Source organism: Streptomyces sp. NPDC002888 (assembly GCF_042888465.1).
GTDB lineage: Bacteria > Actinomycetota > Actinomycetes > Streptomycetales > Streptomycetaceae > Streptomyces.
The window spans coordinates 260054-284750 of sequence record NZ_JBIAPU010000007.1; the positions used below are offsets into that span (position 1 = coordinate 260054).

General features: G+C 71.9%; 21 protein-coding genes. 6 read left to right on the forward strand and 15 right to left on the reverse strand.

All coding sequences use genetic code 11. The features are described 5' to 3' along the window. Positions 1–2: 2 nt before the first annotated feature. The 4 genes from ACFYWX_RS14425 to ACFYWX_RS14440 all read right to left on the reverse strand — a co-directional run bounded on the left by ACFYWX_RS14425 (position 3) and on the right by ACFYWX_RS14440 (position 8075). Positions 3–725 carry a vWA domain-containing protein gene (locus ACFYWX_RS14425; RefSeq protein WP_389424312.1) on the reverse strand — a complete coding sequence of 241 codons (723 nt, stop codon included), beginning with the start codon at positions 723–725 and terminating at the stop codon, positions 3–5. Positions 726–909: 184 nt separating this feature from the next. Next, entirely contained in the window at positions 910–2373 is a 1464-nt protein-coding gene (locus ACFYWX_RS14430; protein WP_389424313.1) for a glutamate synthase subunit beta, read from the reverse strand. Next, entirely contained in the window at positions 2366–6976 is a 4611-nt protein-coding gene (gltB, locus tag ACFYWX_RS14435; protein WP_389424314.1) for a glutamate synthase large subunit, read from the reverse strand. The genes ACFYWX_RS14430 and gltB overlap by 8 nt, the downstream gene beginning before the upstream one ends. A 367-nt stretch (positions 6977–7343) precedes the next feature. Next, positions 7344–8075, reverse strand: a complete 732-nt coding sequence (locus tag ACFYWX_RS14440) for a VIT1/CCC1 transporter family protein (protein WP_389424315.1) — start codon at positions 8073–8075, stop codon at positions 7344–7346. Positions 8076–8336: 261 nt separating this feature from the next. On the opposite strand from ACFYWX_RS14440, the gene ACFYWX_RS14445 reads away from it, so the two are divergent. The 6 genes from ACFYWX_RS14445 to ACFYWX_RS14470 all read left to right on the forward strand — a co-directional run bounded on the left by ACFYWX_RS14445 (position 8337) and on the right by ACFYWX_RS14470 (position 15627). Beyond that, the gene (locus ACFYWX_RS14445; protein ID WP_389424316.1) at positions 8337–9410 is read left to right on the forward strand and encodes an ADP-ribosylglycohydrolase family protein; all 1074 of its coding nucleotides are present in this window, start codon (positions 8337–8339) and stop codon (positions 9408–9410) included. A gap of 413 nt (positions 9411–9823) precedes the next feature. After that, entirely contained in the window at positions 9824–11005 is a 1182-nt protein-coding gene (locus ACFYWX_RS14450) for an ADP-ribosylglycohydrolase family protein (RefSeq protein WP_389424409.1), read from the forward strand. An 8-nt stretch (positions 11006–11013) separates the two neighbouring features. Next, entirely contained in the window at positions 11014–12201 is a 1188-nt protein-coding gene (locus tag ACFYWX_RS14455) for an ADP-ribosylglycohydrolase family protein (protein WP_389424317.1), read from the forward strand. Continuing rightward, positions 12189–13601, forward strand: a complete 1413-nt coding sequence (locus tag ACFYWX_RS14460) for an ADP-ribosylglycohydrolase family protein (RefSeq protein ID WP_389424318.1) — start codon at positions 12189–12191, stop codon at positions 13599–13601. Before ACFYWX_RS14455 ends, ACFYWX_RS14460 begins: the two co-directional genes overlap by 13 nt. Next, positions 13598–14803 (forward strand): CaiB/BaiF CoA transferase family protein, encoded by a 1206-nt coding sequence (locus tag ACFYWX_RS14465; RefSeq protein WP_389424319.1) that lies wholly within the window; start codon positions 13598–13600, stop codon positions 14801–14803. Before ACFYWX_RS14460 ends, ACFYWX_RS14465 begins: the two co-directional genes overlap by 4 nt. Further along, the gene (locus ACFYWX_RS14470; RefSeq protein ID WP_389424320.1) at positions 14800–15627 is read left to right on the forward strand and encodes an HpcH/HpaI aldolase/citrate lyase family protein; all 828 of its coding nucleotides are present in this window, start codon (positions 14800–14802) and stop codon (positions 15625–15627) included. The genes ACFYWX_RS14465 and ACFYWX_RS14470 overlap by 4 nt, the downstream gene beginning before the upstream one ends. A gap of 126 nt (positions 15628–15753) precedes the next feature. On the opposite strand, the gene lgt is transcribed toward ACFYWX_RS14470, so the two are convergent. The 11 genes from lgt to hisI all read right to left on the reverse strand — a co-directional run bounded on the left by lgt (position 15754) and on the right by hisI (position 24650). Then, positions 15754–16731, reverse strand: a complete 978-nt coding sequence (gene lgt, locus ACFYWX_RS14475) for a prolipoprotein diacylglyceryl transferase (protein ID WP_389424321.1) — start codon at positions 16729–16731, stop codon at positions 15754–15756. Between the two features lie 82 nt (positions 16732–16813). Beyond that, positions 16814–17590, reverse strand: coding sequence for a DsbA family protein (locus tag ACFYWX_RS14480; RefSeq protein ID WP_389424322.1), 777 nt, complete (start codon positions 17588–17590; stop codon positions 16814–16816). An 88-nt stretch (positions 17591–17678) separates the two neighbouring features. Beyond that, complete coding sequence (trpA, locus tag ACFYWX_RS14485) at positions 17679–18494, reverse strand: tryptophan synthase subunit alpha (RefSeq protein WP_389424323.1); 816 nt, start codon at positions 18492–18494, stop codon at positions 17679–17681. Beyond that, entirely contained in the window at positions 18491–19774 is a 1284-nt protein-coding gene (trpB, locus tag ACFYWX_RS14490) for a tryptophan synthase subunit beta (RefSeq protein ID WP_389424324.1), read from the reverse strand. Before trpB ends, trpA begins: the two co-directional genes overlap by 4 nt. 59 nt (positions 19775–19833) lie before the next feature. Beyond that, on the reverse strand, positions 19834–20082 hold the full coding sequence (gene trpM / locus ACFYWX_RS14495) for a tryptophan biosynthesis modulator TrpM (RefSeq protein WP_389424325.1): 249 nt from the start codon (positions 20080–20082) through the stop codon (positions 19834–19836). Between the two features lie 22 nt (positions 20083–20104). Next, complete coding sequence (trpC, locus tag ACFYWX_RS14500) at positions 20105–20914, reverse strand: indole-3-glycerol phosphate synthase TrpC (RefSeq protein ID WP_389424326.1); 810 nt, start codon at positions 20912–20914, stop codon at positions 20105–20107. Between the two features lie 143 nt (positions 20915–21057). Beyond that, positions 21058–21528, reverse strand: coding sequence for a DUF2752 domain-containing protein (locus ACFYWX_RS14505; protein ID WP_389424327.1), 471 nt, complete (start codon positions 21526–21528; stop codon positions 21058–21060). Positions 21529–21614: 86 nt separating this feature from the next. After that, positions 21615–21866 carry an HGxxPAAW family protein gene (locus ACFYWX_RS14510; RefSeq protein ID WP_389424328.1) on the reverse strand — a complete coding sequence of 84 codons (252 nt, stop codon included), beginning with the start codon at positions 21864–21866 and terminating at the stop codon, positions 21615–21617. A 167-nt stretch (positions 21867–22033) separates the two neighbouring features. Then, positions 22034–22684: a TIGR02234 family membrane protein gene (locus ACFYWX_RS14515; protein WP_389424329.1), complete on the reverse strand. Its 651-nt coding sequence runs from the start codon at positions 22682–22684 to the stop codon at positions 22034–22036. Between the two features lie 71 nt (positions 22685–22755). After that, positions 22756–24234: an anthranilate synthase component I gene (locus ACFYWX_RS14520; protein WP_389424330.1), complete on the reverse strand. Its 1479-nt coding sequence runs from the start codon at positions 24232–24234 to the stop codon at positions 22756–22758. An 11-nt stretch (positions 24235–24245) separates the two neighbouring features. Further along, positions 24246–24650 (reverse strand): phosphoribosyl-AMP cyclohydrolase, encoded by a 405-nt coding sequence (hisI, locus tag ACFYWX_RS14525; RefSeq protein WP_389424331.1) that lies wholly within the window; start codon positions 24648–24650, stop codon positions 24246–24248. Between the last annotated feature and the right edge of the window lie 47 nt (positions 24651–24697).

The following is a 24697-nucleotide window of genomic DNA, read 5'->3' on the forward strand; positions in this document are numbered from 1 at the left end:
CCTCACGCCCGCACGATCCCCTGCGCCCGCGCCGCGACCAGCCACTTCGGGAACTCCCCCACCAGCTGGTCGTACAGCTCGCCGTCCGACACCTTCCGCGGATCCGCACCCGCGTGGAAGAACCCGGCGTTGTCCACGGCTCGCTTGTCCGGCACGGACAGCTCGTCGAGCTTGCGCAGGTACTCGAACTGCCGGCTGCCCGGATCGCCGAACCCGATGAACTGCCAGAACAGCGGCAGCCGCGCCGCCTTGCACAGGTACCGCTCCGCGGCGAGCTTGTTGATCGGGCCGCCGTCGGTCTGGAAGACCACCAGCGCCGGAGCGGTGGAGCCGCTGTCGAGGTAGTGGTCGATGACAACGTCCATCGCCAGGTGGTAGCTGGTCTTGCCCATGTGCCCGAGCCCCGACACGATCCGCTCGATCCGCCCCTGGTGGTCGGCGAGGGCGATGTCGGTGACGGCGTCGACGTCCGTGGAGAAGAAGACGACCGGCACCCTGCCGTCGTCGTCGAGATGCGCCGACAGTCCGAGCACCCGGTCGGCCAGCGCCTGCACACTGCCGTCCTTGTAGTACGGCTTCATCGACCCCGAGTAGTCCACCACGAGATAGACGGCGGCCCGCAGTCCGTCCAGGCCGTGCTTCGTGAGGGAGACCCCGGCGCTCTTGTACAGGTCGACCAGCGCGGGCGCTGTCTCCTGGACCTTGCTGAGACTGATCGCGACCATGGGGCACACCCTCCCACACCCGGACAGGCGACGGCGCCTGCCCGGTCGTCCGGTCGGGGACTGTTGGGCAGGCGCTGTCTCGGGGGGTCTGGGGGCCCGCGGCGGAGCCGCTTATGTTACTGCCCCCAGATATCCCGCCCGTACGCCGTTGTACGGGACGTGTGTGGTTGTTCCTTACGACCCGTCAGACCATCAGCGAACGGTCCGTCGGGCGGATCGGGGCGTGGAGCTCGCTGGCGCCCGTGAGGTGGCGGTCGACGCCGCGGGCGGCCGAGCGGCCCTCCGCGATCGCCCACACGATGAGGGACTGGCCGCGGCCGGCGTCACCGGCGACGTACACGCCCGGGACGTTGGTCTGGAAGTCGGCGTCGCGGGCGATGTTGCCCCGCTCGTCGAGGTCCAGGCCGAACTGCTCGACCAGGCCGTTCTCGCGGTCCGTTCCCGTGAAGCCCATCGCCAACGTCACCAGCTGGGCGGGGATCTTGCGCTCCGTGCCCGGCTTCGGGGTCAGCTTGCCTTCGATGAACTCCACCTCGCTGAGGTGCAGCCACTGCACGTTGCCGTCCTCGTCGCCCTCGAAGTGGGTCGTCGAGACGGCGTAGACCCGCTCGCCGCCCTCCTCGTGGGCCGAGGTGACCTTGTACAGCATCGGGAAGGTCGGCCACGGCTGGGCGACCGCGTTCCGCTCGTCGTTCGGGCGGGGCATGATCTCCAGCTGCGTGACGGAGGCCGCGCCCTGGCGGTGGGCGGTGCCCACGCAGTCGGCGCCGGTGTCGCCACCGCCGATGACGACGACGTGCTTGCCCTCGGCGGAGATCGGGGGCGCCACGTAGTCGCCCTCCTGGACCTTGTTGGCCAGGGGCAGGTACTCCATCGCCTGGTAGATGCCCTTGAGCTCGCGGCCGGGGACCGGGAGGTCACGGGCGGTCGTCGCACCGGCGGCGATGACGATCGCGTCGTACCGCTTCTTCAGGTCGGTCGCCTTGAGGTCGCGGCCGATCTCGATGCCGGTGCGGAAGCGGGTGCCCTCCGCGCGCATCTGCTCGATACGGCGGTTGATGTGCCGCTTCTCCATCTTGAACTCGGGGATGCCGTAGCGGAGGAGGCCTCCGATGCGGTCCGCGCGCTCGTAGACGGCGACGGTGTGGCCGGCCCGGGTCAGCTGCTGGGCGGCGGCCAGGCCCGCCGGGCCCGAGCCGATGACGGCGACCGTCTTGCCGGACAGGCGCTCGGGGGCCTGCGGCTTGACGTCACCGCTGTCCCACGCCTTGTCGATGATGGAGACCTCGACGTTCTTGATGGTGACCGGCGGCTGGTTGATGCCCAGCACACACGCCGACTCGCACGGCGCGGGGCACAGACGGCCCGTGAACTCCGGGAAGTTGTTCGTCGCGTGCAGGCGCTCGGACGCCTCGGTCCAGTCCTCGCGGTAGGCGTAGTCGTTCCACTCGGGGATCAGGTTCCCCAGCGGACAGCCGTTGTGGCAGAACGGGATGCCGCAGTCCATGCACCGGCTGGCCTGCTTGCTGATGATCGGCAGCAGGGAGCCGGGGACGTAGACCTCGTTCCAGTCCTTGACGCGCTCCTCGACGGGGCGGGACTTGGCGACCTCGCGGCCGTGGTTGAGAAAGCCCTTGGGATCAGCCATTGGTCGCCGCCTCCATCATCTTCTCGGTGATCTCGGTCTCGGAGAGACCGGCTCGCTCGGCGGCGTCCTTGGCGGCGAGCACTGCCTTGTACGTGCTGGGGATGATCTTGCTGAAGCGCTCCACGGCCTCGTCCCACTCGGCGAGGAGCTTCTCGGCGACCGTCGAGCCGGTCTCCTCGGCGTGCCGGCGCACCACGTCGTGCAGCCACTGCTTGTCCGTGTCGTCCAGCGCCTCGATCGCGTCGAGGTTGCCGACGTTGACGTTGTCGCGGTCGAGGTCGATGACGTAGGCGATACCGCCGGACATGCCGGCCGCGAAGTTGCGGCCCGTCTCGCCGAGGACCACCGCGTGACCGCCGGTCATGTACTCGCAGCCGTGGTCGCCCACGCCCTCCGAGACGACCGTCGCACCGGAGTTGCGGACGCAGAACCGCTCACCGCTACGGCCCCGCAGGAACAGCTCACCGCCGGTCGCGCCGTACGCGATGGTGTTGCCCGCGATCGTCGAGTACTCGGCGAGGTGGTCGGCGCCCCGGTCCGGGCGCACGATCACACGGCCGCCGGAGAGGCCCTTGCCGACGTAGTCGTTGGCGTCGCCCTCCAGGCGCAGCGTGACACCGCGCGGCAGGAAGGCACCGAAGGACTGGCCGGCGGAGCCGGTGAAGGTGATGTCGATGGTGTCCTCGGGCAGGCCCGCACCGCCGAACTTCTTCGTCACCTCGTGGCCGAGCATGGTGCCGACCGTGCGGTTGATGTTGCGGATCTGCACCTGGGCGCGCACCGGCTGGGCGTCGGTCGCGCTGGAGGCGGCGAGGGCGTCGGCGGCGAGCTTGATGAGCTCGTTGTCGAGCGCCTTCTCCAGGCCGTGGTCCTGCGCGATGACCTGGTGCAGCGCCGCGCCCTCGGGCAGTGCCGGGACGTGGAACAGCGGCTCCAGGTTCAGGCCCTGGGCCTTCCAGTGGTCGACGGCACGGTGGACGTCGAGGACCTCGGCGTGGCCGACGGCCTCCTCGATGGAGCGGAAGCCCAGCTCGGCGAGGATCTCGCGGACCTCCTGCGCGATGAACTCGAAGAAGTTCACCACGTACTCGGCCTTGCCGGAGAACCGGTCGCGCAGGGTCGGGTTCTGGGTGGCGATGCCGACCGGGCAGGTGTCCAGGTGGCAGACGCGCATCATGATGCAGCCGGAGACGACGAGCGGCGCGGTCGCGAAACCGAACTCCTCGGCGCCGAGCAGCGCGGCGATGATCACGTCACGGCCGGTCTTGAGCTGGCCGTCGGTCTGCACGACGATGCGGTCGCGCAGGCCGTTGAGCAGCAGCGTCTGCTGGGTCTCGGCGAGGCCGAGCTCCCAGGGACCGCCCGCGTGCTTCAGCGAGGTCAGCGGGGAGGCACCCGTACCGCCGTCGTGGCCGGAGATGAGCACGACGTCCGCGTGCGCCTTGGACACACCCGCGGCGACCGTGCCGACGCCGACCTCGGAGACCAGCTTGACGTGAATCCGCGCCTGCGGGTTCGCGTTCTTCAGGTCGTGGATCAGCTGGGCCAGGTCCTCGATGGAGTAGATGTCGTGGTGCGGCGGCGGGGAGATCAGGCCGACGCCCGGCGTCGAGTGCCGGGTCTTGGCGACCCACGGGTAGACCTTGTGGCCGGGCAGCTGGCCGCCCTCGCCGGGCTTGGCGCCCTGGGCCATCTTGATCTGGATGTCGTCCGCGTTGACCAGGTACTCCGAGGTCACGCCGAAGCGGCCGGAGGCGACCTGCTTGATCGCCGAGCGGCGCACCGGGTCGTACAGGCGGTCCGAGTCCTCGCCGCCCTCACCGGTGTTGGACTTGCCGCCCAGCTGGTTCATGGCGATGGCGAGGGTCTCGTGCGCCTCCTTGGAGATGGAGCCGTACGACATGGCGCCGGTGGAGAAGCGCTTGACGATCTCGCTGACCGGCTCGACCTCGTCGAGGGAGATCGGCTGCCGGTCCTCGGCCTTGAAGCCGAACAGGCCGCGCAGCGTCATGAGGCGCTCGGACTGCTCGTTCACGCGGTCCGTGTACTTCTTGAAGATGTCGTAGCGGCCGCTGCGCGTGGAGTGCTGGAGGCGGAAGACCGTCTCCGGGTCGAACAGGTGCGGCTCGCCCTCGCGGCGCCACTGGTACTCGCCGCCTATGTCGAGGGCGCGGTGGGCCGGCGCGATGCCGGAGGCCGGGTACGCCTTGGCGTGGCGGGCGGCGACCTCCTTGGCGATGACGTCGATGCCGACGCCGCCGATCTTGGTGGCCGTGCCGTTGAAGTACTTCTCGACGAACTGCTCGTCGAGGCCGACGGCCTCGAAGACCTGGGCGCCGCGGTAGGAGGCGACGGTCGAGATGCCCATCTTGGACATGACCTTCAGAACACCCTTGCCGAGGGCGTAGATCAGGTTGCGGATGGCCTTCTCGGCCTCGATGTCCGACAGGAAGGTGCCCGCGCGGACCAGGTCCTCGACGGACTCCATGGCCAGGTACGGGTTGACGGCCGCGGCGCCGAAGCCGATGAGCAGGGCGACGTGGTGGACCTCGCGGACGTCACCGGCCTCGACGAGCAGGCCCACCTGGGTGCGCTGCTTGGTGCGGATGAGGTGGTGGTGGACGGCCGCGGTGAGCAGCAGCGAGGGGATCGGCGCGTGCTCGGCGTCGGAGTGGCGGTCCGACAGGACGATCAGGCGGGCGCCGTTGTCTATGGCGGCGTCGGCCTCGGCGCAGATCTCGTCGATGCGCGCGGCGAGGGCGTCGCCGCCGCCGTGCACCCGGTACAGGCCGGAGAGGGTCGCGGCCTTGAAGCCGGGCATGTCGCCGTCGGCGTTGATGTGTATGAGCTTGGCGAGCTCGTCGTTGTCGATCACCGGGAAGGGCAGGGTGACAGAACGGCACGAGGCGGCCGTGGGCTCCAGCAGGTTGCCCTCGGGGCCCAGCGACGAGCGCAGGGAGGTGACGAGCTCCTCGCGGATCGCGTCCAGCGGCGGGTTGGTGACCTGCGCGAACAGCTGGGTGAAGTAGTCGAAGAGCAGGCGCGGGCGCTCGGACAGGGCGGCGATCGGCGAGTCGGTGCCCATCGAACCGATGGGCTCCGCACCGGCCTTGGCCATCGGCGCGACGAGGATGCGCAGCTCCTCCTCGGTGTAGCCGAAGGTCTGCTGGCGGCGGGTGACCGAGGCGTGGGTGTGCACGATGTGCTCGCGCTCGGGCAGGTCGCCCAGCTCGATCTCGCCGGCCTCCAGCCACTCGGCGTAGGGCTGGTCGTCTGCGAGGGACGCCTTGATCTCGTCGTCCTCGATGATGCGGTGTTCGGCGGTGTCCACGAGGAACATGCGGCCGGGCTGCAGACGGCCCTTGCGGACGACCTTGGCCGGGTCGATGTCGAGGACGCCGACCTCGGAGCCGAGGACGACGAGGCCGTCGTCGGTGACCCAGTAGCGGCCGGGGCGCAGGCCGTTGCGGTCGAGTACGGCGCCGACCTGGGTGCCGTCGGTGAAGGTGACACAGGCCGGGCCGTCCCAGGGCTCCATCATCGTGGAGTGGAACTGGTAGAAGGCGCGCCGGGCCGGGTCCATGGAGTCGTGGTTCTCCCACGCCTCCGGGATCATCATCAGCACGGAGTGCGGCAGCGAACGGCCGCCCAGGTGCAGCAGTTCGAGCACCTCGTCGAAGGACGCCGAGTCGGAGGCGTCCGGCGTACACACCGGGAAGATCCGCTCGAGGGCCCTCCCGTCGGAGCCGAACACGTCCGAGACGAGCTGCGACTCGCGGGCGACCATCCAGTTGCGGTTGCCCTTGACGGTGTTGATCTCACCGTTGTGCGCGACGAAGCGGTACGGGTGGGCGAGCGGCCAGCTCGGGAAGGTGTTCGTCGAGAAGCGCGAGTGGACCAGGGCGACGGCCGACGCGAAGCGGCGGTCGGACAGGTCGGGGAAGAAGGGCTCCAGCTGGCCGGTGGTCAGCATGCCCTTGTAGACGATCGTCCGCGCGGAGAGCGAGGGGAAGTAGACGCCGGCCTCGCGCTCGGCGCGCTTGCGCAGCACGAAGGCCTTGCGGTCGAGGTCGATACCCGTAGCAGGCGCTGCGTGGCCGTCGGTCACGAAGACCTGGCGGAAGGCGGGCATCGTGGAGCGGGCCGTGGCACCGAGGAGTTCGGGGGCGACGGGGACCTCGCGCCAGCCGAGGACGGTCAGGCCCTCGTCCGCGGCGATCGTCTCGATCTGCGAGACGGCCTCGGCCGTCCCCTCCTCGGGCAGGAAGGCGATGCCGACGGCGTAGCCACCGGCCGCGGGCAGCTCGAATCCGGCCACCTCACGGAAGAAGGTGTCGGGCACCTGGGAGAGGATGCCGGCGCCGTCGCCCGAGTCGGGCTCGGAGCCGGTGGCACCGCGGTGTTCGAGGTTGCGCAGGACCGTCAGGGCCTGTTCGACCAGGGTGTGGGACGCCTCGCCGGTGAGGGTGGCCACGAAACCGACGCCGCACGCGTCGTGCTCGTTGCGGGGGTCGTACATACCCTGCGCAGCAGGGCGAGCATCCATGAAGGACCAGTTCTGGCCATTCGCGGAATGCTGGGACGGCTGGCGCGGCGTACGCATCGGCTCTCCCGTCGTCGTCTCAAGTGGCATATGCAGATTGCCGAGGGACGACGTTGGCCCTCTGCTGAGTGCAAAATTTCGTGCAGGTTACATGATGGAGCGGTTCTCGGGAACCGGATACTCCGTTCCAACATGCGGACGCCGCGGGTGGCGGCAGGCACCGCGCACGGCGGCGGAAATATGGGGGGCCGATACGGACAGATCGGTGTCCATCGGTCCAGGGGGCGAGGCGGGCGTCGTCACCCACTCCACGATGCGCCGCGGGCACCATTGCCCACAGCGCTTACGGCTCATGCCCGGTGGTTAAGCATTCGAAACCAGCGAGTAACGGCTACTTATGCGGCCCATCGCATAAGTAGCATCCGCGCTATCCTACGGCCGTTCCGAACAAGCTGCCCAGGGCGTACGTCACACCGGCCGCCGCACCACCCAGAGCGAGCTGCCGCAGACCACTGAACCACCAGGTCCGCGCCGTCACCCTGGCCACCACGGCACCGCAGGCGAAGAGCCCGAACAGCGCGAGGAGCACGGCGGGCCACAGGGAGCCGGCACCCAGCAGATAGGGCAGGACGGGAAGCAGCGCGCCCAGCGCGAAGGAGCCGAAGCTGGAGACGGCGGCGACCAGCGGTGAGGGCAGATCGCCGGGGTCGATGCCCAGCTCCTCGCGGGCGTGGATCTCCAGGGCCTGCTCGGGATCCTTGGACAACTGCCGGGCGACCTGCTGCGCCAGGGCGGGCTCGACGCCACGGGCCGCGTAGAGCGCCGCGAGCTCGGCCTCCTCGTCCTTCGGGTGCTTTCTGAGCTCCCGCCGTTCCACGTCGAGTTCCGCCTCGACGAGTTCGCGCTGCGAGGCGACGGAGGTGTACTCACCGGCGGCCATCGAGAAGGCTCCGGCGGCGAGGCCCGCGAGTCCGGTCAGGACGATGGTGTGCTGACCGACCGAGCCGCCGGCGACACCGGTCATCAGGGCGAGGTTGGAGACCAGGCCGTCCATCGCGCCGAAGACCGCGGGGCGCAGCCAGCCGCCGTTCACGTCCCGGTGGGTGTGGTTGTCGCGGTGCGCTTCGTGCAGCGCGGCCCCGGTGTCCATGAGCGCCATGATTGCGTCCCCAGCCGTTCTCTTCTGGACTGATTCTACTTTTTGACAACACTCACCGTACGCCTCGAATTCCCGGCCCGCCAGCAAGGAAAGGCTGGGCTAACCTGCAGCTTTACCGTTTCTCGCTCATCCGTGTATAGGGCCGCACAGATGTCGACCGGGTGATGCTGCGGTGGGTCAGGCTGCGCCGAACACCGCACCGGGGACAGTTCCGCAAAGGGTTGCGCGCCTCCCGGCGGGCACCCCCGAGAGGAGCCGCGTATGGCATCGATCGTTTGCATTCCCCCCGCCCCGGCGCCCGGGAACGCCACCGAACTGCGCGAACGGGCCCGGGGCGCACTGCTCGGCCTGGCCGTGGGCGACGCCCTCGGGGCGCCCGCGGAGAATCTCAAGCCCTCCGAGATCCGCGCGCGCTGGGGCCGTATCACCGGTTACGTCGCCGAGAAGCCGGCGGGCACGGACGACACGGAGTACGCGATCTTCTCCGGCCTGCTGCTGGCCCGGCACGGCTCCGCACTCACCCCGGCGCACGTCGAGGCGGCCTGGCACGAGTGGATCGCCGACCGCGAGGAGGGCCCCTTCCGCGGCGCCGGCTTCAGCGAACGCGGCACGCTGGAGAACCTCCGCCGGGGCCTGGCCGCCCCCATCTCCGCCCAGCACCGCCACGCGTGGAGCGACGGCCTCGCCATGCGCGCGGCCCCCTTCGGGGTGTTCGCGGCGGGCCGCCCCGCGGAGGCGGCCCGCCTGGTCGCGATCGACGGCTCGGTCAGCCACGACGGCGAGGGCATCTACGGCGGCCAGGCGGTCGCGGCGGGAGTGGCGGCGGCGATGGCGGGCGCCCCCACGGTCGCGGTGGTCGCCTCCGCCCTGGCCGTCGTCCCCGACGACTCCTGGACGGCCCGCTCACTGCGCCGGGCCGTGGCCGTCGCCCACCGCGGCGAACGAGCCGTCCGCTCGGCCGTCGTGATCGGCGGCTACCCCTGGACCGACCTGGCCCCCGAAGCGGTCGCCCTCGCCTTCGGCGCGTACGCGGCGGCCGACGGCGACTTCCGGCACGCCGTCCTGGCAGCGGTCAACATGGGCCGCGACGCCGACACCACCGCCGCGGTCGCCGGCGCCCTCGCGGGCGCGACCCAGGGCGCCTCCGCGATCCCGGCGGCCTGGGCGTCCGCCATCGGCCCGGCCCGCGGCAGCTGCCTCCCCTCCATGGCCGGACACCACGTCCTGGACATCGCCGACGAACTGGTACGAGGCGAGGCGTCGGCCCCTCAGCCACCGTGGCCGACGCCTTGCACCGTGGCACCGGGCGCCAACGAGGCCGAGGTGCACTCATGACGCCGTCGCCGGGGCCGTGGGGGACGGATGCGAGTGGGCCGACGAAGGGTGCGGGGGCGGGCGCGGCGGATACGGCTGAGGTGGCGGACCTGGCCGACGTTGCCGAGGTGAGGGCGGACGTGGTGGACGTGGCAGAAGTGGCGGCGGACGTGGCCGAGGTGGCCGAGGTGGCCGAGGTGGCCGACAAGCCACAGGGCTCCGTCGGAACTCCGATCCGCCCCGCCTCGGCCCCGCCCGCGAGCGAAGGCGCCGCCGACACGATCGACACGGCCGCCACACCAACCACCACAGCCGCCACCCCCACCAGCGCCGTCGGCACCCCGACACACCCCAGCTCGCCCCCGCCCGCGAGCGAAGGCGCCGCCGACGGCCCCGCGCGCCCCGCGCCCGCCTCCCCCGTCAGCGGGGCTGCGGTGGATGCGGCCGTCGGCGGTGTCGGTCCGGCGGGCGGGGTCGCTCCGGCCCCCGCCCCGAGGAAGCGCCCCCGCCGTGTCGAAGGGCTTCTCCTCGGGCTCGCCGCCGGGGATGCGGCCGGCTGGCCTGCCGCTCGGCATCGGGCGGCGCGGATGCCGGAGTGGACCAGGAGGCTCACGCGGGAGCTGGACACGTTCGCCGAGCAGAACGCGACGACGACGCTGCCCGTACCGATCGCCCTGAACCAGCCGCCGGAGCCGCTCCGGCTGGGCCCCTCCGACGACGCCGAGTGGGCGGTGTTCGCGGCGGAGGCCGTGCTGCGGGCCGGGGACGACAGCGCGCTCGGCGACCTGAGCAGGGAGCGGAGGATGCGCGCGGCGATCGACCTGACCTGGAACGCGGTCGCGAGCGAGGTCGCGGCGGCGGCCGAACGCGCGCCCGAGGTCGAGTCGGCGGTACTGCCCCTGCGCGCCCGCATCTCCGTCCGGGCCGGCCTCGGCAACCTCGCCACCGGCCTGCGTCCGCCCGCCACCGGCCACGACAACCCCCACTACTTCGACGACGCCGCCTGCGTACGCGCCTGCGTCCTCTCCGTCGCCCACCCCGGCGACCCCCGACTCGCCGCCGACCTCGCCGAGTTCGACGCCCGCTACACCCAGGACGGCGACGGCGTGCACGGCGCACGGGCGATGGCGGCGGCCCTCGCGCTGGCCCTGGTCGGCGCGGATGTGGACGAGTGCGTGACGGCGGCCCTCGCCGAACTCCCCGAGGAGACGGAGATCGGCCGCAACGCCCGCGACGCCCTGAAGCTGGCCCACGACGCCGAGAGCGCGTTCGCCCTGGTCCCTCCCCTGGAACACCGCATCGTCGACCACGTCTACAGCTACGGCATCGCGGCCGCCGAGACGGTCCCCGTGGCCCTCGCCCTGGCCATGGCGGCCCAGGGCCGCATCGCCGAGGCAGTCCCCGCGGCCGCCTGCCTGTCCCGCGTGGCCGACTCGGCCCCCGCGCTGGCCGGCGCCCTCACCGGCGCGCTCGGCGGCGGCGAGGCGATCCCCGCCTCCTGGCGCTCCACCTGCCGCATCCTCCCCGGCTGCGTCCTCCCCCGCCTCACCGGCACGGACCTCGTGGAACTCGCCGAACTCCTGGAAGCCACACAACCGGCCCCGCCAGGAGGATGATTCGGCGCATGACGCCCAAAGCAACAGAAAGTTCGGCAGAGGTTCACGGGGCGAGCCTCGACGAACGGATCACCGGCGCCCTGGTCGGAGCCGCCGTCGGCGACGCCCTGGGCGGCCCCGTCGAGGGCTACTCCCCCGACCAGATCGTCCAGCGCCACGGCGGCCGCGTCCACGGCGTCGTCGGCCCCTGGAACGGCGACGCCTGGCGCACCGCCCGCCCCATCGCCCCTTACCACAAGGGCGACGGACACGTCACCGACGACACGTTGATGACGCACGCCCTGGTACGGGTGTACGCGCGGGTCCGCGACCACCTCGACGCGTTCGCGATCGCCGACCACCTCGTCACTGACCTGATGACGACCCCGCGCTGGATCCCGGAACTGGAGGCGGAGGCGCTCCCGCTCCACCGGGTCTTCCTCGCGGAGAAGTGGCTGGTGACCAGGCTCCACTACGGGCACGTCGACCCCCGCGAGGCCGGCGTCGGCAACATCGTGAACTGCGGTGCGGCGATGTACATGGCCCCTGTCGGCCTGGTCAACGCGGCCAACCCGGCGGCCGCGTACGCCGAGGCCCTGGACGTCGCCGGGGCCCACCAGTCGTCGTACGGCCGCGAGGCCGCGGGCGTCTTCGCGGCGGCGGTGGCGGCGGCGTGCACGCCGGGCGCGACACCGGACACGGTCGTCTCCGCGTGCCTCGCCCTGGCGAAGGACGGCACCCGGGCGGCGATCGAGAAGGTCTGCGAAACGGCGTCCCGCCACACGGACTTCGAGTCCGCGCTGGTCCCGCTGCGGGAGGCGGTGGCCCCGTACGACACGGTGGGCCCCGACTACCGCTCCCCCTCCCTCGCCGCACGGCGCCCCTCCCGCCTGCACGCGATCGAGGAACTCCCGGTGGCACTGGGCATGTTGGTGGTCGCCGACGGCGACCACCGCCACGCGGTCCTGGGCGCGGTGAACTACGGCCGTGACTGCGACTCGATCGCCACGATGGCGGGCGCACTCTCCGGGGCCCTGGGCTCCCCCGTCCCGGAGGACTGGGCGAAGACGGTCGCGGAGGCGAGCCGCCTCGACCTGTGGGCACCGGCGAGGACCCTCACCGAGGTGACCCGCGAGATCTTCACCCGTGACGCGGGCCACCGCCGCACCCACGAGGCCGCCTTCACCGCCCTCGGAGGCCCAAGATGCTCCGCCTGACCTGGGTTCAACCGGAGGACCTCCTGGGCCACGAACTCCACCAGGCCTCCCAGGACGGCAGGCAGCCGTCGCGGATCGCAGCGAGATGGAGAGCGGCGGGGGGCCTGGACGCCCCGGCCCGGGCAGGAGCATCCCCGCACCCCGCCTCCCGCTACCTGCGCCTCCTGGCGGAGGACCTGCTGGACGAGCTGGCGGACCTGCCCAGCAGCTTGGCCGAGGACGAGCCGACGGACCTCGCGAGGATCAAGGCCGGCTGCCCCGCTTGGCCCACCCCACCGGCGCCGGGCCGCTCGCCCCACCCCACCCCGGACCCCGCCCGCCTCGAAGCCGCCTGGCTGGGCCGAGCCGTCGGCTGCCTCCTCGGCAAACCCGTCGAGAAGCTCCCCCTCGACGGCATCCGCCAGCTCGCCCGATCCACCGGCAACTGGCCCCTGAACACCTACTTCACAGCGAGGGGAGTCCCCCAGGACCTCCTCGAAACCCACCCCTGGAACCGCCGCTCGGCAACAACCTCCCTCGCCGAGAACATCGACGGCATGCCCGAGGACGACGACCTCAACTACCCCCTCCTCAACCTCCTCCTGCTCCAACGCCACGGCACCACCTTCACCACCCCCGACGTGGCCCGGCTCTGGCTCGAAGAGCTTCCCGCAGGACGCGCCTTCACCGCCGAGCGCATCGCCTACCGCAACCTCCTCCTCGGCCTGGAACCCCCGCACACCGCCCGCCACCGCAACCCCTTCCGCGAATGGATCGGCGCCCTCATCCGGGCCGACATCCACGGCTGGACCCACCCCGGCGACCCCGCGGCCGCCGCCGAACAGGCCCATCGCGACGCCACCCTCACCCACACCGCCAACGGCGTCTACGCGGCGATGTTCACCGCGGCGACCATCGCCACCGCCGCCACCGGCACGCACGACGTCCACACCTCCCTCCACACAGGCCTCACCGTCGTCCCACCCCGTTCCCGCCTGTCCCGCGCCGTCCGCCACGCGATCGCTCTCGCCGAGACCCACGACGACTTCGACACGGTGGTGGACGAACTCCACGCCACCCACGCCGCGACCCACCACTGGGTCCACGCCATCCCCAACACCGCCCTGATCGCCGCCGCCCTCACCCACGCCGACGGCGACTTCGCCGGCTCCATCTGCCGCGCCGTCTCCGGCGGTTGGGACACCGACTCGGGCGGCGCGACAGCCGGCGGCATCGCGGCCCTCCTCGCGGGCGCCCCGGCCGCACTCCCCGACCGCTGGACCGCCCCGCTGAAGAACCGACTGGCCACCTCGATCGGCGACTTCAACGGCATCGGCTTCGACACCCTGGCCCAGCTCACCCACGCACTCATCCCCCCACGCACCCCCGCCCGCGACCCCCTGGAGGCACCCGCCCGATGACCGACTCCCCCACACCCCCCTGCCCCCTGACCGGCCTCCGCGTCCTCGACCTCGCCACCCTCTTCGCCGGACCCCTCGCCGCCACCCTGCTCGGCGACTTCGGCGCGGAGGTCATCAAGGTCGAGCACCCCACGAAACCCGACCCCTCCCGAGGACACGGCCCCTCGAAGGACGGCATCGGCCTGTGGTGGAAGGTCCTGGGCCGCAACAAGCGCACGACGACCCTGGACCTCTCCAAGCCGGGCGGCCGCGCCACCCTCCTGCGCCTCGCCGCCACCGCCGACGTCGTCATCGAGAACTTCCGCCCCGGCACCCTGGAGAAGTGGGACCTCGGCTGGGAGGAGCTGTCCGCCGCCAACCCCCGCCTGATCCTCACCCGCGTCACCGGCTTCGGCCAGTTCGGCCCGTACGCTCATCGCCCCGGCTTCGGCACCCTCGCCGAGGCGATGAGCGGCTTCGCCGCGATCACCGGCGAACCGGACGCGCCCCCGGTCCTCCCCCCGTTCGGCCTGGCCGACTCGATCGCGGGCCTGGCCACCGCCTACGCCGTCCTCACGGCCCTCGCCGCCCGCGACCGCACCGGCGAGGGCCAGGTCGTCGACATGGCCCTCATCGAGCCCATCCTGACCGTCCTCGGCCCCCAGCCCACCTGGTACGACCAGCTCGGCCACGTCCAGCCCCGCACCGGCAACCGCTCCCAGAACAACGCCCCGCGCAACACCTACCGCACGGCGGACGGCACCTGGGTCGCCGTCTCCACGTCGGCCCAGTCGGTCGCGGAACGCCTGATGCACCTGGTCGGCCGGCCCGACCTGATCGACCAGCCCTGGTTCGCCACGGGCTCCGACCGCGCCCGCCACGCCGACGTCCTCGACGAGGCGGTCGGCACCTGGATCGCCGGCCGCACCCGCGCCGACGTCCTCGCGGCCTTCGAGAAGGCGGAGGCCGCGGTGGCCCCCGTCCAGGACGTGCGGGACGTGATGACCGACCCGCAGTACGCGGCCCTCGGCACCGTCACCACCGTCGACGACCCCGAGCTGGGCCCCCTGCGCATGCAGAACGTCCTCTTCCGCCTCTCCGCCACCCCCGGCGCGATCCGCTGGGCGGGCCGCCCGCACGGCGCGGACACGGAGGAGGTCCTGACCGAGCTGGGCCTGACCCCGGCCGAACTCGCCACGCTGCGCGCGGAGGGTGCCCTGTGACGTTCCCGCTGACCTGGCTGTACGTGCCCGGCGACCGACCCCACGTCGTCACGAAGGCCCTGCTCTGCGGCGCCGACGTGGTGGTGATCGACCTGGAGGACGCGGTCGCCCCCGACCGCAAGGACTACGCCCGCGAGGCCACGGCCGAACTCCTCTCCCAACCGCAGCCGACCCCGGTCCACGTCCGCGTCAACACCCTGGACGGCCCATGGGCGGCCGCCGACCTGGAGGCGATGGCGCCTCTCCCGGGCCTCACCGGCCTCCGCCTCCCCAAGGTCACCTCCCCCGAACAGATCATCCGCATCGTGAAAGGCGCGCCCCCGACGACCACGAAGCCCCCCGCCCTCTACGCCCTCCTGGAAACAGCCCTGGGCATCGAACGGGCCCACGCCATCGCCTCCGCCCACCCCGCCCTGCGCGGCATCGCCCTCGGCGAGTCGGACCTCCGTGCCGACCTGGGCGTACGCGACGACACGGGCCTGGACTGGTGCCGCTCCCGGATCGTCGTGGCCGCACGGGCGGCGGGCCTGCCCCCACCGCCCCAGTCGGTGTACCCGGACATCCGCGACCTCGACGCTCTGGCCGCCTCCTGTGCCCACGGCCGCACCCTCGGCTTCCTGGGCCGCGCCGCCATCCACCCCCGCCAACTGCCGGTGATCAAACGGGCCTACCTGCCCACCCCGAGAGAGATCGAGCAGGCCGAGACGATCATCAAGGCGGCAGCCACCCAACAGGGCGCCCAGGCCCTGCCCGACGGCCGCTTCATCGACGCGGCGGTGGTAGCGGCGGCTCAACGAACCCTGTCCCTCGCCCACCGCCTGTGACGCTTTCTCTCCGCCGCAACGGCGAGCAGGCCCGCGGCGTGGCCCGGCGGCGTAGCGCGACCCGTCGCTCACACACGACGAGGGCGCCCGGGAATCCCGGGCGCCCTCGTCGTCGTACGACAGCCGTCAGCTCTTCTTGCTCCCCGACTGGGCCTCGTCCTTCACGTCGCCATCAGCCTCTTCGGCCTTGTCGGTCTTGTCGGTCTTGTCGGCACCGTCTGCCTCGGCCGACGCGCCGACGTCGCTCTTGGACTCGTCCTCACCGTCGCCCTCGGCCTCACCGTCGGAGACACCCGGCTCCACGACCGCTTCCCGCCCCGGGCGCTTCTTCGCCGACACGACGATGTACACCACGGCGAGCAGGAACACGACCAGCGCGGTCCAGTTGTTCAGACGCAGGCCCAGGATGTGGTGGGCGTCGTCGACGCGCATGTACTCGACCCAGAAGCGGCCCACGCAGTACGCGGCGACGTACAACGCGAACGCCCTGCCATGGCCCAGCTTGAAGCGGCGGTCGGCCCAGATGACGAGCAGGGCGACGCCGATGCACCACAGGGACTCGTAGAGGAACGTCGGGTGGTAGTAGCCCGGCACCCGGCCGTCCGCCGAGGACGTGATGTGCAGCGCCCACGGCACATCGGTCTGCTTGCCGTACAGCTCCTGGTTGAACCAGTTGCCCCAGCGGCCGATCGCCTGTGCGAGGGCGATACCGGGCGCGACGGCGTCGGCGTACGCGGGCAGCGGGATGCCACGGCGGCGACAGCCGATCCAGGCACCCAGCGCGCCGAGCGCGATCGCGCCCCAGATGCCGAGACCGCCCTCCCAGATCTTGAAGGCGTCCACCCAGTCACGGCCCTCGCTGAAGTACAGCTCGTAGTCCGTGATCACGTGGTAGAGCCGACCGCCGACCAGGCCGAAGGGCACGGCCCAGACCGCGATGTCGGCCACCGTGCCGGCCCGCCCGCCCCGGGCGACCCAGCGCTTGTTGCCGAGCCAGACGGCAACGAAGACGCCGATGATGATGCAGAACGCATAGCCGCGCAGCGGAATGGGGCCGAGGTGGATCACCCCGCGCGACGGGCTGGGAATGTAGGCAAGTTCCATGGCAAGGTCGACGCTACCGTGCCGGACCGGGCCCACGGCAGGCAGCCCGGCTACGGCTCCATAACGGGCCGGTGAGAAACACTCACCGCTTGTCGGCCTTCTCCACCATCTGCTTCAGCTTCGCCGGTGTCAGCGCCTGGTCCTGGTAGATGTTGGTGCCGTTGAGCAGGACGGTCGGTGTGCCGGTGAAGCCGCTCTTCTGGAAGGCCTGGCTGGACTTGTCGACCCAGCTGTCGTGCGTGCCGTCCTCCACGCAGGTGCGGAACGCGGGGGTGACGAGTCCGTCTACCTTCCCGGCCAGCTCAATGAGCTTGGCATTGTCGGCGTAGGCGTCGTCCGTCTCCGGGGGCTGGTTCTCGTACAGCACGTCGTGGTACGCCGGGAACTTGCCGACGTCCTGGGCGCAGGCCGCGGCGTTGGCCGCCTTTCGGGAGCCGCTGCCGCCCATGTTGCCGTCGATGATCGTGGCCAGGTGGTACTCGGCCTTCAGCTTTCCGGCGTCGGTCAGCTTGTGGATCGTCGAGCGGTAGGCGTTTTCGAAGCCTCTACAGGCGGGGCAGCGGAAGTCCTCCCACACGATGAGCTTGGACTTGGCTTTCTCCTTGCCGACGGGCAGCGCGAGGGCGTCCTTGCCCTGCGCCCCGGAGGGCGCCACGACCGGGCCGGCCTTGTCGCCGCCCTTGTCCTTGCCCGCGTTCGCGGCGAGGACTCCGACGACCGCGGCCAAGCCCAGCACGCACACCACGCTCGCGCCGACGATCAGCGTCCGGCGCCGCCGCTCCGCGGACTTCTGCTTCTCGCGCTCGACCGCCAGCCGCTCCCGGGCGGTGCGCTTCCCTTCACGATTCTTCTCGCTCACACCCCCAGAACGAACCGGGGAGGCGCAGCGCGCCTCCCCGGTCCCAGGTCCACTCGTACGAGGGACCCGCGTGAAATCTCCCGCTCTCTTACGCCTGCCCGCGCACGCCCTTCGCCAGCTCACCGGCGAGTTCGCGGACGGCCTCGACACCGGCCGCGTCGTCCGGGGCGTCCAGCATCCGCTTGACGAAGGCCGAACCGACGATCACACCGTCGGCGAAGCCGGCGACCTCGGCGGCCTGCTCGGCGTTGGAGACGCCGAGGCCGACGCAGACGGGCAGGTCGCCGGCGGCCCGGGTGCGGCCCACCAGGTCCTCCGCCTGCGCGCCCACCGACTCACGGGTGCCGGTGACGCCCATCAGCGAGGCGGCGTAGACGAAGCCGCTGCCCGCCGCGGTGATCTTGGCGAGCCGCTCGTCCTTGCTGCTCGGCGCCACGACGAAGACCGTCGCGAGGCCGTGCTTCTCGGCGTGCTCCCTCCACAGGGCCGCCTCCTGCACGGGCAGGTCGGGCAGGATCGCCCCGGCGCCGCCCGCCGCGGCGAGTTCGGCGGTGAAGCGCTCGACGCCGTAGCGGTCGATGGGGTTCCAGTACGTCATCACGAGCACCGGCTTCCCGGTGGCCTGGTGGGCCTCCTGGACGGTGCGCATCACGTCGGCGATCCTGACGCCGCCGCGCAGGGCGATGTCGTCGGCGGTCTGGATGACCGGGCCGTCCAGGACGGGGTCGCTGTGCGGCAGGCCCACCTCGACGACGTCGGCGCCGCCGTCGAAGGCGGCCTTGATCGCCTCGATGCCGCCGTCCACGGTCGGGAACCCGGCCGGGAGGTAGGCGATGAGGGCGGAGCGGCCCTCCGCCTTGGCGGTGGCGAGAGTGTCGCTCAACAGCTGGATGTTGCCGCTCACTTGGCGTCCCCCTCGATCTCGGCGGTGCCGGTGGCGTCCTCGGCGACCTCGGCGTCGGTGTCGTACAGGCCGAAGTAGCGGGCGGCGGTGTCCATGTCCTTGTCGCCGCGGCCGGACAGGTTGATCACGATCAGCCCGTCCTTGCCGAGCTCCCGGCCGACCTCCAGGGCCCCGGCGAGCGCGTGGGCGCTCTCGATGGCCGGGATGATGCCCTCGGTCCGCGACAGCAGGCGCAGGGCCTGCATGGCCGCGTCGTCGGTGACCGCGCGGTACTCGGCGCGGCCGCTGTCCTTGAGGTAGGAGTGCTCGGGGCCGATGCCGGGGTAGTCCAGGCCGGCCGAGATCGAGTACGGCTCGGTGATCTGGCCCTCGTCGTCCTGGAGGACGTAGGAGCGCGACCCGTGCAGGATGCCGGGCTCGCCGGCGGTGAGGGTGGCCGCGTGCTCGCCGGTCTCGACGCCGTGGCCGGCCGGCTCGCAGCCGACGAGGCGGACGGAGGCGTCCGGGATGAAGGCGTGGAAGAGGCCGATGGCGTTGGAGCCGCCGCCGACACAGGCTACGGCCGCGTCGGGCAGCCGCCCGGCGCGCTCGAGGAGCTGGCGTCTGGCCTCGACGCCGATGACGCGGTGGAAGTCACGGACCATGGCCGGGAAGGGGTGCGGGCCGGCCACGGTGCCGAACAGGTAGTGGGTGTGGTCGACGTTGGCGACCCAGTCGCGGAAGGCCTCGTTGATCGCGTCCTTCAGCGTCCGGCTGCCGGACTTCACGGCGACGACCTCGGCACCGAGCATGCGCATACGGGCCACGTTGAGGGCCTGGCGCTTGGTGTCGATCTCGCCCATGTAGATGGTGCACTCGAGGCCGAACAGCGCGCAGGCGGTGGCGGTGGCGACGCCGTGCTGACCGGCGCCGGTCTCGGCGATGACGCGGGTCTTGCCCATGCGCTTGGTGAGCAGGGCCTGACCGAGCACGTTGTTGATCTTGTGGGATCCGGTGTGGTTCAGGTCCTCGCGCTTGAGGAAGACGCGGGCGCCACCGGCGTGTTCGGCGAACCGGGGCACCTCGGTGAGGGCACTGGGGCGGCCGGTGTAGTGGGTGAGCAGGTCGTCGAGCTCGCGGGCGAACTCGGGGTCGGCCTTGGCCTTGTCGTACTCGACGGCGACCTCGTCCACGGCGGCGACGAGGGCCTCCGGGATGAACTTGCCGCCGAAGGCGCCGAAGTAGCCGTCGGTGCTGGGGACCTGACCCTCCGGGTCAGGGATGAAGAACTCGCTGGGCATGCGGAAACCTCACGGTGAGTTGTTGTGGACAACCGAATCGCCGTGGGGGCCGGGGCTTGTCAGTCGGCCTCGGGCCGAGTGTGGCTCGTCGCGCCCACGCGGCGGAGCCGCAAGATCGGGCACTGCCCCGCGCCCCTGAAGGGGCGCTGCCATCGCATGCCGTTCACCTGGCCAGGTTCGTCGCCGATGACGTACCGGACCCGGCGGCCGTGCACCCGGCGGGCGGGGGCGCGGCAGCCCCGCGGACGGCAGCCGCGCGCGAGGCGGGCGTAGCGGTCCGTGGCTGTCATGGTGGTCACAGGCGTCATCGGGGCCAACTCTACCGGGAGTTCAGTCCCGGCCCTGGCGCAGTGCGGGATGTGCGCCCGCTGCCACCAGGTCGGCGACCGCGGTCTTGGGGTCGCGGCCGGTGACGAGGGACTCGCCCACGAGGACGGCGTCGGCGCCGGCGTTGGCGTAGGCGATGAGGTCGTGCGGGCCGCGGACGCCGGACTCGGCGATCTTGACGAGGTTGGTGGGGATCTCGGGGGCGATCCGCTCGAAGGTGCCCCGGTCGACCTCGAGCGTCTTGAGGTTGCGCGCGTTGACGCCGATCACCTTGGCGCCCGCGTCCACCGCGCGCTCGACCTCGTCCTCGTCGTGCACCTCGACGAGCGGGGTGAGGCCGATGGAGACGGCGCGCTCGATCAGGGACTCCAGGGCGGGCTGCTCGAGGGCGGCCACGATCAGCAGCGCGAGGTCGGCGCCGTAGGCCCGGGCCTCCCACAGCTGGTACGCCGTGACGATGAAGTCCTTGCGCAGGACGGGGATGTCCACGCGCGCGCGGACGGCTTCCAGGTCGGCCAGCGAGCCGCCGAAGCGGCGCTGTTCGGTGAGGACGGAGATGACGGCGGCGCCGCCCGCCTCGTAGTCGGCGGCCAGGCCCGCCGGGTCGGCGATCGCGGCCAGCGCGCCCTTGGAGGGGCTGGAGCGCTTGACCTCGCAGATCACCTTGACGCCGTCGCCCTTCAGCGCGGCCACTCCGTCCTTGGCGGCGGGAGCCTTGGCCGCGCGCTCCTTGAGCTCGTCGAGGCTGACGCGCGCCTGCCGCTCCGCGAGGTCGGCACGGACTCCGTCGATGATCTCGTCGAGCACACTCACGCGAGCGGCCCCCTTCCAGACGGTTGACTGTTCAAGCGGTTCCGGCAGCCGAAACCCATGGTCACTGCGATGGTATCCGGAGGATGGCGCAGGCCTCGCATCAGGCCGACGCCGGTCCCAATACCTGGACATTCCGCCATTGATCAAGGGTGCAGCCAGCCACCGAACGGCAGGTTCCGGACAACGGTGAAGACCAGTAGCAACGCGCCGAAGGTCCACAGGTGCACCGGCCCGACATCGACCCGCAGTGGCCGCCCGCGCACCGCGCGGACCACCCAGACGGTCCACAGCACGGCGAAGCCCAGGTAGGCGACGACGGCCGCCGCGTTGTCCTGCAGCGCGGTCAGGAAGTCCCCGTGAATGAACGCGTGCGCGCTGCGCAGCCCGCCGCAGCCGGGGCAGTAGACGCCGGTGTAGCGCAGGAGGGGGCAGACGGGGTAATGGCCCGGCTCGTTGGGGTCGACGGCTCCGACGTAGGCGAAGGCCCCGGCGACGGCCGCGAGTACCCCGGCGGGGACGGCGAGGCGCCCCAGGACGGTCCCGGTGGCCGGCGGAGGCGACGGCGGTGGGGGCGGCGGCACCACTTTCTGGCTGTCGGCGTTCACGTCTCGCATTGTGCCCCGCCCGGCCGCACACGCGCGCGAAGGGGCGGCCCGGCACCCACGGCGCCGGACCGCCCCTTCGCGCAGCAGCGGGGAGGTCAGCCCTCGACGCTCGCCGGCTCGGGCGTCGCCGAGACCTGGTGCACCGGGTGGACCGTCTTCGGCTGGCCGAGGCCCATGGACCGCATGATGCCGCCGACGACAGGGCTGAGAACCACGATCACCATGCCGGCCCAGAAGCCCAGTGGTTCCGCCATGACCATGAACGTGCCGGCGACGGCGAAACCGATGATGGCGATGGTGACACCGGTCCAGGCGGCCGGGGTGTGTCCGTGGCTGCTGCCCGCCATGACTTGCTCCTCGTTGCTGTGTACGTGTCGTACGTGTCTGAGCCGGCGTGTCGGAGCCGGACGCGGTCCATTGTCCCGTACCCGCGCGCGTGCCCCGAGCGGGGGTGCGTTCCGACCGTGTCTGGTTCACCACATCGGGAGCGCCGGTGCTGACGGGCGATGCTCCGCTACGCCGGATCCATGCCCGTCGGGTCCTCGCCCCGGTCCAGCGCCTTCCACAGGTCCTCGGGACGGTCGGGGTCGACGGCCGGGGCCGCGCGGCGCGGGCGGGGGGCGCCGGCGCGCTCGTAGCGGCCGGACATCGCGGGCCACAGACGGCCGTAGCGCAGGGCGAGCAGGCCGGCGAGGAGGAGGAGGACGCCGGCCGCCGCAGCGACGTACGGCCAGGCGGTGTGGCTGAAGGCGGTCACGGTGGACGTGGTGTCGCCGGAGGCCTTCGCGGCCTGATCGTCGAGGGCGGAGCTGTCGGAGGCACCGAGGAGGGCCGCGACGATCGTCCCGACGCCGGAGAGCGCGAGCACGGCGGCGACCAGGTGGCGGCCGGCCCTGCGGACGGCGAAGACGGCGACGAGTGCGGCGAGGCCCACTATGGCGAGCGCCGCGGGGACGCCGGTGACGTCGCTGCCCTTGGCGGTCAGGGGGAAGGATCCGCCGGCCACCGTCGCCGTGCCCTCCGACCAGCTCTGCCGGGTCGCGAGCAGGGCCACGGCCGCGCCCAGCGCACCGCACAGCAGGGCGAGGGCAAGACTCCGGCGGCCGGACCGGGCGGGGGCGGCGGCTTCGGAACGGGGGTCAGGTACAGCAGTCACGTACTCCACTATCGCCTGAACCCCGGGCGAACCGTCACCCGGGGCTCACGTGAGAAGCGCCCCACTTTCCCGTAAGCGCCCTACTTGCCGAGTCGGTTGGCCGTGTGGACGGCGCGGAGGACCGCTGCCGCCTTGTTGCGGCATTCGGTGTCCTCGGCGACCGGGTCGGAGTCGGCGACGATGCCGGCGCCGGCCTGGACGTAGGCGGTGCCGTCCCGCAGGAGGGCCGTGCGGATGGCGATGGCGGTGTCGGAGTCGCCGGCGAAGTCGAGGTAGCCGACGCAGCCGCCGTACAGGCCGCGCCGGGAGGGCTCGAGTTCGTCGATGATCTGCATCGCGCGGGGCTTGGGCGCGCCGGAGAGGGTGCCGGCCGGGAAGCAGGCGGTGAGGACGTCGAAGGCCGTGCGGCCCGCGGCGACCCTGCCGGTCACCGTCGAGACGATGTGCATGACGTGCGAGTACCGCTCGACGGACATGAAGTCGACGACCTCGACCGAACCGGGCTCGCAGACCCGCCCCAGGTCGTTGCGTCCGAGGTCGACCAGCATGAGGTGCTCGGCGCGTTCCTTGGGGTCGGCGAGGAGTTCGTCGGCGAGGGCCTGGTCCTCCTGCGGGGTCGCGCCGCGGTGCCGGGTGCCGGCGATGGGGTGGACCATCGCCTGCCCGTCCTCGACCTTCACCAGCGCCTCGGGCGACGAGCCGACGACGTCGAACTTTTCGAAGCGGAAGAGGTACATGTACGGCGACGGGTTGGTCGCGCGCAGCACCCGGTAGACGTCCAGCGCGCTCGCGGTGCACGGCGTTTCGAAGCGCTGGGAGGGGACGACCTGGAAGGCCTCGCCCGCGCGGATGCGCTCCTTGATGTCCTCGACGGCCTCCCGGAAGTCGGGGCCGCCCCAGAGCGCGGAGTACGCGGGGAGTTCGGAGGGCGGGAGGACGGCGGGGGGCTGGGCCACCGCGCGCGAGAGGTCCGCCTCCATGGCGTCGAGGCGGGCGACCGCGTCCGCGTACGCCTCGTCGACGCCCGTGTCGAGGTCGTTGTGGTTGATCGCGTTGGCGATCAGCAGGACGGAGCCCTCCCAGTGGTCCATGACGGCGAGGTCGCTGGTGAGGAGCATGGTCAGCTCGGGCAGCTTCAGGTCGTCGCGCTCGCCGGGGCCGATCTTCTCCAGGCGGCGCACGATGTCGTAGCCGAGGTAGCCGACCATGCCGCCGGTGAAGGGCGGCAGGCCCTCCTGGTGCGGGGTGTGCAGGGCCTCGATGGTGGCGCGCAGGGCGGCGAGGGGGTCGCCGTCGACGGGGACGCCGACGGGCGGGACGCCGAGCCAGTGGGCCTGGCCGTCACGCGCGGTGAGGGTCGCCGCCGAGCGGACTCCGACGAAGGAGTACCGGGACCACGAGCGGCCGTTCTCCGCGGACTCCAGCAGGAACGTGCCCGGGCGCTCGGCGGCGAGCTTGCGGTAGAGCGCGACCGGGGTGTCGCCGTCGGCGAGGAGCTTGCGGGTGACCGGGATGACCCGACGGTCGGTGGCCAGCTTGCGGAACGTCTCGAGGTCCATGGCGGCTGACCTTACTGATCCCCGGCCGGTACGCCGGAATCGGCGCCCTCGGCGTCCTTCAGGAGCACGTCGACGTCGAAGCAGGTCCGGGCGCCGGTGTGGCAGGCGGCGCCTACCTGGTCGACCTTGACGAGCACGGTGTCGGCGTCGCAGTCGAGGGCGACGGACTTGACCCACTGGAAGTGGCCGGAGGTGTCGCCCTTGACCCAGTACTCCCGGCGGCTGCGCGACCAGTACGTGCAGCGGCCGGTGGTGAGCGTGCGGTGCAGCGCCTCGTCGTCCATCCAGCCGAGCATGAGCACCTCACCGGTGTCGTACTGCTGGGCGATGGCGGGGAGGAGCCCGTCGGGGCTGCGCTTGAGGCGCGCGGCGATCTCGGGGGCCAGCCGGCTCGGCTGGCGGGACGTGCTGGTCATGGGTGCCATTGTGCCGCGCGCCACTGACAAGCCCGGCGTGGTGTCCA